We start from the raw sequence: 12,485 nt of genomic DNA on the forward strand, positions 1-12,485 counted from the left end.
CCAGAATCACGCATGTGCAGACTATATCGGCCAGTCACGATTACCATTCTTGATTGGCCATCAGTTATATTCTAATTGCCTTGAGGTGGCGGCTGAATAGAGGTTAACCGTGGTTGTCGTTGTAGCGTCTGCTGGCCTCTTCCTGGTGCTCTGTCTGGCGACACTGTGGTGGGCGACGCGTGCTTCGTCGGTTGGAGTGCGCCACACGCTGTTCGTCTTCGTCTGGCTCTGTGCCGCGTTGACCGCCACACTGGTCACCTTCTCGCTCCTCCCGGCCACCACCGCCGACGGTACGGTCTTCGGCGTCACTCTGGGCGGTGCCGGCGCCTTCGTGATTTTGGTGTGGACGGCCGCACTGCGGGCCGGCAACCGGGCGGCTGACCGGGACGGGCGTGAAGCCGCAGCCCTGCGCAAGGCGGTGGCGGCGGCCGCACGGCGCGACGACGCCGAGGCGGTGGCCCGCCGGGCGGTACTGGACCGACAGGATACGCACTGGTTCAAGCTGCGACACACTGATGATGGTGCAAAGCGGTGGATCGGTGTCGTCACCGGTGACGCACGGCAGGTGACCTGCGCGGATGCCTGGGTGAATTCCGAGAACACAGACATGATGATGTCGCGGACGAGCGAGTTCTCGATGTCCGGAATCATCCGCTACGAGGGCGCCCGCCGGGACGCGAGTGGCCGGGTGGTGGCCGACCTGGTCGCCGACGAACTGGCAGCCGCCGTTCGCGACCGGCGGCCAGTGATGCCAGCAGTGGCGATCGTGACCTCCGGCGGAGAACTGGAGCGCACCAACGGCGTACGCATGATCGTCCACACCGCTGCCGTCGAGGGCCAGCCGGGCAGCGGTTACCGGCCCATCCGCGATCTCGACCGCGCCGTCCACCATGCGCTGGCCGCCGCGCAGCAGCCGGTGCTCCCGGACGGCACCGCGATCGAGCCCGCACACACGGTCCTGGTCCCGCTGCTCGGCGCCGGCACGGCGGGCGGTGACCTGGACACCGTCAGCCGTACACTAATCCGGGCCGCTGTCGACCGTCTGGCCCGCTCGTCGAGTCCGGAGCGGGTGCTCTTCCTTGCCTACACCGACGCGGAATTGGCCGCCTGTCGCCGGGTCCTGAAAGCGTGCCCGGACGTGACCTCCGGCAGCCCAGATGGTCCGCCCTCCGGGTGATCCGTTCTGGCTGACAGATCGGGCAGTCTTGGAGAGCATAGGACTCGGTCGCCGCTGATCGCTACCGTGCCCCGCCCGCGCAGTCCAGAGTGCCGAGCGCCCCGCATACCCCAATCTCGATGCCGTTCGCCGAGCCAGCGTGCCCTCGCTGTGCACCTGCTACGCAAGGCGCGCGGTCTAGACGAGCCCTCTTGCCGGGCACCAGCAACTGCCAGTGTCGTTCAGGTGACGGCGTTTAGTGCGAAGTATTTCTGGCAGAGCGATGCGGCCGCCGAGGATGCGAAAGATAGACCACCTTAACGGCGCCGCCCCTACATCCTCACTGTCAGTTTGCAGGCGGACCTCGACAGTTCGGTCCGTTCTTCGGACCGGCCTGCCACATGCGGCCGTGTCCAGCTCAATCGAGTACGCCGTGCCCCTTACTGTCGGATGGTGCAGCGATGGGATTCGCTCAGTGAGCGGCAGCTCGGCCTGCTTCGCCGGATCCACGGCGGCGATGACCTCAGTGGCCCGGACGGCGTCGAGTACCGGCGGTCGGCGCGTGCGCTCCAGGACCGGAACCTGGTGACGGTGACACGTAAGGCAGGGGTGTGGAGGGCGTCTTCGACTGACGCCGGTCGCTTCTACCTTGAGCATGGCCACCATCCCGATCATCCCGACCACCGTGCTTCCCTCCCGTGGTTCGAGACGCCGGCACCCGGCGGCATCGCCGGCGGAGCTTCGTCGGAGGATCTGCTGCGATCGGCTCGCGAACTGCGCGACCGCCTGCAGCACGAGGGCGGCATGGTCCGTATCGAGAGTCCCGACAGTGGAACGCGGGCCCGGTACCGGCGGATCATTCACGCGGCCAAGCAGCAGGGACTTGTGCCATCGGGTCACCATCTACGCCACACTGGCCGCGACGCCGGGGACACCGTCATCCGCCTGTACACCGATGCCGGCCCGGACGAGACCGACGGGAACCGGATCCGGCTCAACACCCGACGTGTCACCACCGACCCGCATCTGGCGTTCAGCGCCCTCGAAGCCGATCCGACCAGCCTCGCTGTCAGCTCGGGCCTACTGCCCCGGGCGTTGCTGCTGATCCGGCAGCTCGCCGGCGAGGCGGCCCGGCGAGGGCACCGGCTCGGGGTCAACACCAAGGCGAAATATCCGCGGATGTTTCTCCAGGCCGGGCAGGTTCGACGCACGGTCACTCTGACCGAGGAACGCGACCAGGTCCCGCACGAAACCACCGCCGAGGAGCTGAAGGTGCTGCGCCTGCGGCCGTGGATGAAACCCGCGGAGTTCGACGTCGTCGACTCCGGCAGGCTCCGCTTGGAGATCGCCCGGGCCGGGTACGACAACCGGGACACCTGGACCGACACCGCACGCGTACGTCTAGAACAGCGCGTCGCGCAGATCATCCAAGGGTTCGAGGCTGGCGTCACCGCCGACGAACAGCAACGGCGGGCAGCCGAGGCCGCGAGGGAGAAGGCCGCGGCCGAACACCGGCGGCGGCAGGAGGAAGCCGCGGCCGAGCGCAGACGGCAGGAGGAGGCCACCCTCGCCCGATGGCACGCCGCGATGGCCGACGCCCGCGTCCAGGCCGCGGACAACATCCGCGCGGACACCTTCCGCAACGCCTACCAGGCGTGGACCACCGCAGCCGGCATCCGCGCGTTCTGCACCGCCCTTGAACAAGCGGCCGAGGGGCGGACCGGCGCCGGCGGGTACCTCGCCAGCTGGGTCGCGTGGGGCAGGGCCGCCGCCGACCGGATCGACCCCATCCGCAATCCCCGCGTGCTAGCTGACATCGATTACAACCCCGAACCCGGACCCGACGATCTGCGCCCGTTCCTCGGTGACTGGAGCCCCCATGGGCCGCGCAAGGAGCACCGCCCTGATCACGACCGGCAGGCCCACGCCGGCATCCGCCGACAGGCCGAATCGTGGCACCACGGGCTGCTCGACCACGGCGCCTGAAGTGCGTCCACCTCAACCTCCACCACCCTCCGGCCGGATGCGCACGAGCCTGCGCCGGGACCTGCCGCCATCGCGGCGCGAACCGCCAGCACGACCCGGTACCACGCAACAAGCGACGCTCACCCGAAGGACGGCTGGATGAGAATCGACCCCTCCCGCTTCACCGTCGGCGACGAATGGGCGTACCGGCAGTCGGACCACGGACCGTCCGAACGCGTCCGCATCCTGGCAGTCGAGCCGAAGAAGAACAGCGCCCGCCTCGAGATCAGATTCCTCGACGACCCCGACGAACGGGTGGAGAAGGTCCCCGGGTCGCGGCTGCGGGTGCCGTGGAGCGAGGTCGGGACCTTCGACGCGCTGATGGCGAACTGGCAACGCATCGACGATCAGAGCCTCGATCGTACAGAGGAAGCCTGCGTCGAGGAGATCTTCGGCCTCTTGATCAGCGATGACGTAGCCGAGCTGCTCTGGTCCCCGGTGTCCTGCGCCACCGAAATCCGAGACAGGGCCCGGCTGAGCGAGATCATCGACGGGCCGGTCGACGACATCCTCGCCTCGGCTGAATGGTTCGACCACGACGACCGGACCATCCTGTCACCGGCCGGCACCCTTCAACTGGTCGAGGCCGCGTGCCGTGCCCATCCGACCCAGGTCCTCGACCTCGTCATCGAGCAGGAAGCCCAGTCCCGCCACAAATGCAAGTTCGGCGACGAGCACCGCGTCGGCCGCGACAACCGGTCGACGACACCGGAATGGGAGTACGACTGGTACCGCCGCCACGACCGGCCCCGTCACGAACTACTACGCCAGTGGTGCGGCCACCGAGCAGTGACCCGCCACGAACGGTTCCTCGCCGCCGAAGCCGAAACTCACCGCCTCGACATCCTGGTGACCGACCTCCTCAAGGCCCTGGACACCCTCGGCGAACACGACCAGGCCGCCCGGTTCGCCGAGGAACACGAACGCGACCGCATCACACCCCACACGATGCGCCCCGTCGTCGAACGCCCCCTACACCCCTCCGAGATACCCGTACACGAGATCAAGGTCAGGAGCCGCTGGTGGTGAATCGCCCTGAAGGCGGGGCCCCAGCCGACTCTGCTCGGATGAAGGCAATGGGTCGGGAGGACCGCCGTTCCTCGCAGCTCCAGTTCACGTTTGTAAGAGGACGTCTGATTCACGTATTTTGTGTGTGTTGTGGTTGTAGGGGTTCTCGCCAGGTTGGGGTGGTTTCGGTGGTGAGGCGTTTGGCGAGGTTGTCGATCATGGCGAGGGTGATCATGCTGGCGGAGTTGTCGGGGCGGGCTTCGTAGTCGCGGACGAGTCGGCGGTGGTGCATGAGCCAGCCGATGGTGCGTTCGACGACCCATCTGCGCTTGACCACGCTGAAGCCCTTGACCTGCGGGTCCTTGGTGACGATCTCGACGTCGACGCCGAGGTGGGCGCCGTGTTCGATGACGCGGTTTTTGAATCCGGCGTCGGCCCAGGTTTTGGTCAGGGTGGGGTAGGTGGTGGTGGCCTGGTCGAGCAGGTCTGCGCCGATGGTGTTGTCGCTGGTGCTGGCGGCGGTGACGATGACGGCGAGGAGGAGGCCGAGGGTGTCGGTGATGATGCCGCGTTTGCGGCCGACGATCTTCTTCCCGGCATCGGTGCCCTGTGTGGACAATGGGACGTTGGTGGAGGTCTTGACGCTCTGGCTGTCCATGATGGACGCGGTGGGTGCGATGGTGCGGCCGTGGTGGTCGCGTACGAGGCCGGTGAGCTGGTAGTTCAGTTCGGTGAAGATGCCTTCCTTGCTCCAGGCGGCGAAGTAGCCGTAGACCGTCGGGTGGGGCGGGAAGTCGTGGGGCAGGTAGCGCCAGGCGATGCCGGTGCGGTTGACGTACAGGATGGCGTTGAAGATCTCGCGCAGGTCGTGAGTGGGGGTGCGGCCGCTGACTCCGGCATCGGTGCGGGCCTGTCGCCAGGCTGTCAGGCGGGGTGCGATCAGGGCCCATCGGGCGTCGGACAGGTCGGACGGATAGGCTCGTCGCGCGGTCATGATTCAGGCGTACGGCGTCTGACTGGACGTTTGTTTCGCGTTCGCGTCAGTAGTGACCGATTTACGCCTCGACCTCGTCAGGGCAATATGCCGGACCTGACCCGGAAGGCGCACATTCTGGCCAGCTCTACCTTGACCAGAATCAGAGCATTTCAGCCCGCGATCGTGTCTGATTCACTTTCACCCGACATCGACGTACATGAGGTCCGTCGATCCGGCCCTCACTGGACGTTTGTTTCGCGTTCGCGTCAGTAGTGACCGATTTACGCCTCGACCTCGTCAGGGCAATATGCCGGACCTGACCCGGAAGGCGCACATTCTGGCCAGCTCTACCTTGACCAGAATCAGAGCATTTCAGCCCGCGATCGTGTCTGATTCACTTTCACCCGACATCGACGTACATGAGGTCCGTCGATCCGGCCCTCAGACGCCGTACGCCTGAATCATGACCGCGCGACGAGCCTATCCGTCCGACCTGTCCGACGCCCGATGGGCCCTGATCGCACCCCGCCTGACAGCCTGGCGACAGGCCCGCACCGATGCCGGAGTCAGCGGCCGCACCCCCACTCACGACCTGCGCGAGATCTTCAACGCCATCCTGTACGTCAACCGCACCGGCATCGCCTGGCGCTACCTGCCCCACGACTTCCCGCCCCACCCGACGGTCTACGGCTACTTCGCCGCCTGGAGCAAGGAAGGCATCTTCACCGAACTGAACTACCAGCTCACCGGCCTCGTACGCGACCACCACGGCCGCACCATCGCACCCACCGCGTCCATCATGGACAGCCAGAGCGTCAAGACCTCCACCAACGTCCCATTGTCCACACAGGGCACCGATGCCGGGAAGAAGATCGTCGGCCGCAAACGCGGCATCATCACCGACACCCTCGGCCTCCTCCTCGCCGTCATCGTCACCGCCGCCAGCACCAGCGACAACACCATCGGCGCAGACCTGCTCGACCAGGCCACCACCACCTACCCCACCCTGACCAAAACCTGGGCCGACGCCGGATTCAAAAACCGCGTCATCGAACACGGCGCCCACCTCGGCGTCGACGTCGAGATCGTCACCAAGGACCCGCAGGTCAAGGGCTTCAGCGTGGTCAAGCGCAGATGGGTCGTCGAACGCACCATCGGCTGGCTCATGCACCACCGCCGACTCGTCCGCGACTACGAAGCCCGCCCCGACAACTCCGCCAGCATGATCACCCTCGCCATGATCGACAACCTCGCCAAACGCCTCACCACCGAAACCACCCCAACCTGGCGAGAACCCCTACAACCACAACACACACAAAATACGTGAATCAGACGTCCTCTTAGCTCCATCGGGTTGCGAGCATTCGTTCGCTCGAGACGTCCAATAAGGCGTTTGGCTGGATGCGGGCCACTATGTCAAGGCACCTATCCCATGAACCTTGAGCGAGGGCTGCCGCGGCAAGTGAACGGGCTCGCAGCACTCCCGTACCTTTGCCTGCGCCCAACGAATATAGCCCCGCCGGAGCTGAACCAGCCTCGGCCTCCACACAGGCGGTTGCGACGACGATGAGCGCCTGCGCCTGCTGGTCCGGGTCGGTGATGCTGTTGGAGATGGTCTCGGCCCGGTCGAGATCTCCGGTAGCGGTCACTGCCTTGGCCAGAGCGGTCATCGCCTGCGCCCGCTGGTCCGGGTTGGTGATGTGGCGGGTCAACGCCTCGGCCCGGTCGACGAGTGCCCGTGCCCGGTCGAGGTTCCCGGTGGCGGCCACCGTCTCGGCCAGAGCGGCTAACGCCTGCATCTGGGGATAAGAGTCGGTGATGCTGTTGGAGATGGTCTCGGCCCGGTCGAGATCTCCGGTAGCGGTCACTGCCTTGGCCAGAGCGGTCATCGCCTGCGCCCGCTGGTCCGGGTTGGTGATGTGGCGGGTCAACGCCTCGGCCCGGTCGACGAGTGCCCGTGCCCGGTCGAGGTTCCCGGTGGCGGCCACCGTCTCGGCTAGGGCGGTTAGAGCCCGTGTCTGTTCACTCGGGTTAGTGACGTTACGGGCAATTGTTTCTGCCCGGTCGAGGTTCCCGGTGGCGGCCACTGCCTTGGCCAGAGCGGTTAGCGCCCATGCTTGCTGGAACGGGTCAGCGATGGTAAGGGCAATCGTCTCAACCTGGTTGACGAGTGCCCGTGCCCGGTCGAGGTCTCCGGTGGCGGTCACTGCGTTGGCCAGGGCGGTTAGCGCCCTGGCCTGTTGGTTCGGGTTGGTGATTCTGTAGGCGATAGTCTCGGCTCGGTCGAGGTTCCCAGTGACGGCCACGGCCCTGGTCAGAGCGGTTAGCGCCCATGCCACTCGGTCCGCGTTGGTGATGTTTCGGGCGATCGTCTCAGCCTGGTGGGCGAACAGCCGCGCCCGGTCGAAATTTCCGATGGTTGCCGCTGCCTTGGCCAGGGCGGTCAAACTCTGCGCGTGCCGGTTCGGGTTGGTGATGCTGCTGGCGATGGTCTCTGCCCGGTCGAGGTTCCCAGTGGCGGCGATTGCGTTGGCCAAGGCGGTTAGTGCCCATGCCTGCCCGTCCGGGTTGGTGATGCTGCTGGCGATGGTCTCGGCTCGGTCGACGCGTCCGGTGACGGCCACTGCCTTGGCCAGACTGGTCATCGCCTGCGCCTGCTGGTATGGGTCGCTGATGCTGTGGGCCAACGCTTCGGCTCGGTCGACGAGTGCCTGTGCCCGGTCGACGCGTCCGGTAACCGCCACCGCCTCGGCCAGAGCGGCTAACGCCTGTGTCTGTCGATAAGAGTTCGTGATGCTGCTGGCGATGGTCTCGGCTCGGTCGACGCGTCCGGTGACGGCCACTGCCTTGGCCAGACTGGTCATCGCCTGCGCCTGCTGGTATGGGTCGCTGATGCTGTGGGCCAACGCTTCGGCCCGGTCGACGATTGCCCTTGCCCGGTCGACGCCTCTGGTGACGGCTACCGTCTCGGCCAGAGCGGCTAACGCCTGTGTCTGTCGATAAGAGTTGGTGATGCTGCGAGCAAGGGCATCAGCGCGGTTTGGCTGCCCGAGTCGTGCCCAGACGCTGGGTAGATCGGTAGGGATATTGTTGTTGCGGTCAGCCAGATCGTTGCGGTGCATGCTGAGCAGCAGCAGCCAGCCGAGGTCGGGTTTGTCATTGGCGAGGATGACGTCTTGGGCGGCAACGATCTCGCTAAGCGCGGCGGCATCGCCGCCGGTAATGTCTAGCATGCGATCTTGTCTGGCGGTGTCAGTAGCATAGGCGATCATGCGTGTAAGGTCACCATCGGCTTGCAGCATGCGATAATAGCCGCGCAGTAGGTATTCTGGTGTTCCCTCTGGCCATCCCTGTTGTCGGTACCCCTCGGCCCAGACGTGCAGCTGTTCTCGGTAGCCGGCCAAAAGGGCAGGACCCATACGCTCCGCCGCAACGACTTGCAGCTCTTCATGTCCGAGAACGAACACTTCCGGTCCGGTCTCGGGTTGAAATCGGCTATGCCGAGTTGCGAACGTACGCCCAGACACGCTGTGCAGCTGCTCTTCAACCTCCCACGGTTCCACACCGGCAAGTTCGGCGAGACTCTCGGCTCCAAGCCCACCGCCAGCTGCGGTCAACAATCCCAGCAGATCTCGTTCTATTCGTGATCCGTTGAGTAGCCGCTTCAGTTCCCGTTTCGCTTCGCCCTTAATTGTCGCCGCAGCGGAGGAGCGACCAAGGGTGCGGACGATTCGCACATCACGTAATGGGTGATTTTGAGGAACGTCATCGGGAATCGGCGGGTTGGGGCGACCTGAGACGATGACCCGCATTCCCGCTACCGGGGTAGCCGGCAGCAGCTTGGCGATGCTGTGCGCGTCCGCACCAGTAGTCACCCCACGATCCTCGTCCAACCCATCGACCAGGAGAATCAGCCGCTCACCCTGAAGCTGGCATGCCTGTGCCGCCTCGTTGATTAACCCGAACAGGTGCGCCTCCCGGGTTGTTTTGGCCAAAAGCGGCGGTTTCTCCTGTCCGAGCAAATCCAACAGCTGCTCCATGACAACGTCGGTAAATGCCACCCGGTCGTTCTGCTCCGCGAACCGGGCAGTGATGAAGAACGACACGACCCGTACCCCATCCGGGGGATTCAGCACGAACCAGGACATCAACGCCGACTTGCCCGTCCAAGCCGGCGCCCGCCACCACCGGTACCAGCCCTCACCCTGGCCGGTGCAGAACGCGGCCAACTCCGCCAATTCCGCTTCCCGCCCCACCAGGGCTTGCGGAGCAATCCGCTGCACCGTTTCCAGGTACCGGGACGCCACTGCTGCACCCGGACGCAGCGTCACTCCACCGGCAACATTGCTAATCTGGTACAGATCCCGCCCAACGCTGGTGTCGACGACTCCTTGACCACCCTGCGCACGGTCAGAACGCCTACTCACCCGAGGGTCACATCCCCTTCAACGTCCCCCACCTGGGTCACGTCACCACCTACCCAGGCGCCACGAATGGCCTGTCCGCCTGGCGCAACATCCGACGCCTGCGCGGACGCCGATGAGGAGGATGCGACTGGGGGCTGCGCCGACCCCAGCGACTTGGGTGACGACGACTGGAGCTTGCCTTTGATCCTGCTGACTTGGGCCAGTCGACCACCTACCACCACATCAGACGCCACCTGCGAACCGGAACTTTCCACGGTTGACGATCCTCCCGCTGGCAACAGGTACGGGGCGCCCAGCGCGACCAAGGCGACCAGCAAGCTCAACCCGCTTGCGATTTTGTCCGCCCTATCCAGTCCCGCCACATATAAATACATGGCGACTCCACCAACAACGACAACCGCGACCCCGCGACCAGCCCACACCCAACCACGAGTCCGACGCGGCACGATACCCCCACCGACATGAGCAACAGTCAAAACGAGCATCTTTCCAGACTAAAGGATGTCTCGTAACTCGGTGAAGGCGTTGCTCGGCAACGGGGCTGGTGTCACCCGGCGAGGATGATGTTGTGGAGGTGGGCGATGCCGGATGCGGTGTGGGTCAATGTGTGGGCGGCGCGGCGGTAGTCGCGCAGGATCTTGAAGCACTTCATGCGGGCCAGTACGTGTTCGACCTGCGCTCGGATGGTGCGGTGCTGCTTGTTCAGCTCCGCTTTCCACTCGGGCAGTTCGCTGCCGTCGGCGGGCTTGCGGTAGGGGATGATTACCTCGGGGTTGCCGCGGTAGGCGCCGTCGGCCATGACCGGCCGTCCGGCCAGCTTCTGGTCGATGCCGCTGGTGCGGTAGACGATGGTGTCGTTGCGGTTGCCGGGCTGCGGGTCGCCGAGTGCGACCACGAGGCGGGTGTGGGCGTCGATGGCGACCTGCAGGTTGGTGCTGTAGCGGTAGTTCTTGCTCGGGGCGGCCAGGCGGTGATCCCGGGTTGGGATCAGGGTGCCGTCAACGATGGTGATCTGGTCGACCCGACGCCGGCGTACCGGGGCCAGGGCGAGCAGCGGACCGAGGGTGTCGATGACTCGATGGGCGGCGGAGTGCGACACCCCGAACAGCGGGCCGATCTGCCGCATCGTCAGGTTCGTGCGCCAGTAGGCGGCTACCAGCAGCACCCGATCGGCAAGGTCGAGAGACCACTGCCGCCCCGGCCGCCCGTCAGCGATCGCGTCACCACCCCGCTCGGCGACCAGCCGGACCAGTCTGCGGAACTGAGCGGGCTGCAGCCCCGTGAACGGGAAGATCCACTCCGGGCGGGCCGCCGAGATCACCTGCACCACGACATGATCCACGATGGACCGGTTACCGAGTTACGAGACGTCCCTTAGGCAACGCAGCGCAGTCAACCATCCGACAATAACTGCGCGGGACTGTATGACGCACGGCTCTGTCTCGCATTCGATGGTGACGGAGGGTGGTGAGGCGGTCCCGGGACTGCGTAAATATCCGTGCTTGACCTGGATGTGGTCCGTTGGACAGGACGTCGATCCTGTCCAGCAAAGGAACACGTCATGGCAGACAAGAAGAACGCTGTTCAGCTTTCGCAGCCGACGGCGGCGGGGGTGGAATTCGCTCAGCAGTTGGTCGAGCGGGCCAAGGCCGACGGAGTCTCGTTGGTCGGGCCGGGTGGGCTCTTGGCCGGGATCACCAGCACCGTCCTGGAATCAGCGCTTGATGCGGAGCTCCATGCGCACCTCGACGAGGTCGGCATCGTCGACGAGGAGACCGGCCGGCGGACCAACATTCGTAACGGGCACGGGGCCAAGACGGTGCAGACCGAGGTCGGGCCGGTGCGGATTCAGGTCCCGCGGGACCGGCCGGGTCGTTCACGCCACGGATCGTGCCCAAGCATGTCCGCAGGTTGGACGGGTTCAACGAGGCGACCCTGTCGCTGCATGCCAAAGGGTTGACCACGGGGGAGATCTCCGCGCATCTGGCTGACGTGTATGACGCCGACGTGTGCCGGGAGTTGATCAGCCGGGTCAGCGACAGCGTCGTGGACGAGATGGAGGCCTGGCGGCGCGGCCGCTGGACCGGGGGCGGTTTCTATCCGGTGGTGCTCATCGACGCCTTGGTGATGAAGATCCGCCAAGGGCAGGTCGCGAACCGCCCATCTACGTCGTGGTCGGTATCAGCCTCGACGGGGAACGCGATGTGCTGGGCATGTGGGCCGGGACCGGCGGTGAGGGTGCCAAGCAGTGGGCCGGCTACCTCACGGAACTGCGCAACCGCGGTGTGGAGGACGTGTTCATGGTCTGCTCCGACGGCCTCAAGGGGATGACCAACGCGATCGAGCAGGTCTGGCCGCAGGCGGTGCACCAACAGTGCGTCGTCCATTTGGTGCGGGCGTCGCTTCGCTATACGAGTCGCAAGGATTGGCAGAAAATTGTGAGCGTAGCCGGGGAACGGCACGAACTGCGGCCAGGAGGTCCTCCAGAGCCGGATGACGGCCGGGTACTGGTCGCCGAACTCGGCGGCGAAGGCCTCGAAACGGGCCGCCGCGACGGCCACCGTGGGGGCCGTGTAGATCTCGCGTAGGGCGGGGGTGGAGGTCCGCAAGGTCCTCTACACCAGCACCAACATCATCGAGAGCCTCAACGCCCGGTTCCGCCAAGCCGCCCGCCGGCGCGGCCACTTCCACATAAAGCAGGCCGCGATGAAGGTTCTCTACCTCGTCGTCCAGCAGAAACGTAGGGGCGGCGGGAGCATCACCGGCCGGGTCTACGGTTGGGCCAAGGCCCTCAACGCCCTGATCCTTTGACAGTCAGCGGGGTCAGCGCCGTACGTGATCGTGACCCGCGTAGGCTCCGCGTCGTCGCTGGCTTTGCGTGCCCCGACGGCGG

General features: G+C 65.6%; 8 protein-coding genes and 2 pseudogenes. 6 read left to right on the forward strand and 4 right to left on the reverse strand.

Features of this window, described 5'->3' with window-relative positions:
- Positions 1-145: 145 nt before the first annotated feature.
- From GA0070616_RS15655 to GA0070616_RS15665, 3 genes are all read left to right on the forward strand, one after another.
- Positions 146-1,177: a macro domain-containing protein gene (locus GA0070616_RS15655; RefSeq protein ID WP_139128909.1), complete on the forward strand. Its 1,032-nt coding sequence runs from the start codon at positions 146-148 to the stop codon at positions 1,175-1,177.
- 330 nt (positions 1,178-1,507) lie between these two features.
- Positions 1,508-3,142 carry a hypothetical protein gene (locus tag GA0070616_RS15660; RefSeq protein WP_139128910.1) on the forward strand — a complete coding sequence of 545 codons (1,635 nt, stop codon included), beginning with the start codon at positions 1,508-1,510 and terminating at the stop codon, positions 3,140-3,142.
- Between the two features lie 138 nt (positions 3,143-3,280).
- Positions 3,281-4,210: a hypothetical protein gene (locus tag GA0070616_RS15665; protein WP_091082616.1), complete on the forward strand. Its 930-nt coding sequence runs from the start codon at positions 3,281-3,283 to the stop codon at positions 4,208-4,210.
- Between the two features lie 109 nt (positions 4,211-4,319).
- On the opposite strand, the gene GA0070616_RS15670 is transcribed toward GA0070616_RS15665, so the two are convergent.
- A complete protein-coding gene (locus GA0070616_RS15670; protein WP_091075810.1) occupies positions 4,320-5,183 on the reverse strand; it encodes an IS5 family transposase in 864 nt (287 codons plus the stop codon).
- A 445-nt stretch (positions 5,184-5,628) separates the two neighbouring features.
- On the opposite strand from GA0070616_RS15670, the gene GA0070616_RS15675 reads away from it, so the two are divergent.
- Positions 5,629-6,492 carry an IS5 family transposase gene (locus tag GA0070616_RS15675; RefSeq protein WP_091075810.1) on the forward strand — a complete coding sequence of 288 codons (864 nt, stop codon included), beginning with the start codon at positions 5,629-5,631 and terminating at the stop codon, positions 6,490-6,492.
- Positions 6,493-6,505: 13 nt separating this feature from the next.
- Here GA0070616_RS15675 and GA0070616_RS27635 read toward each other — a convergent pair whose 3' ends face one another.
- Positions 6,506-9,496, reverse strand: coding sequence for a hypothetical protein (locus GA0070616_RS27635; RefSeq protein WP_139128911.1), 2,991 nt, complete (start codon positions 9,494-9,496; stop codon positions 6,506-6,508).
- Between the two features lie 643 nt (positions 9,497-10,139).
- A complete protein-coding gene (locus GA0070616_RS15690) occupies positions 10,140-10,919 on the reverse strand; it encodes a transposase family protein (RefSeq protein WP_091090882.1) in 780 nt (259 codons plus the stop codon).
- Positions 10,920-11,153: 234 nt separating this feature from the next.
- Between GA0070616_RS15690 and GA0070616_RS15695 the strand changes: the two are divergent.
- A pseudogene (locus tag GA0070616_RS15695) lies at positions 11,154-11,976 on the forward strand (IS256 family transposase); the annotation flags it as partial.
- Positions 11,977-12,087: 111 nt separating this feature from the next.
- Here the strand turns inward: GA0070616_RS15695 and GA0070616_RS28850 are convergent.
- Positions 12,088-12,153 (reverse strand): annotated as a pseudogene (locus tag GA0070616_RS28850) (hypothetical protein); the annotation flags it as partial.
- Positions 12,154-12,187: 34 nt separating this feature from the next.
- Between GA0070616_RS28850 and GA0070616_RS15700 the strand changes: the two are divergent.
- Complete coding sequence (locus GA0070616_RS15700; RefSeq protein ID WP_091082622.1) at positions 12,188-12,403, forward strand: transposase; 216 nt, start codon at positions 12,188-12,190, stop codon at positions 12,401-12,403.
- Positions 12,404-12,485 lie beyond the last annotated feature (82 nt).

The organism is Micromonospora nigra (assembly GCF_900091585.1).
Taxonomy (GTDB): Bacteria; Actinomycetota; Actinomycetes; order Mycobacteriales; family Micromonosporaceae; genus Micromonospora; species Micromonospora nigra.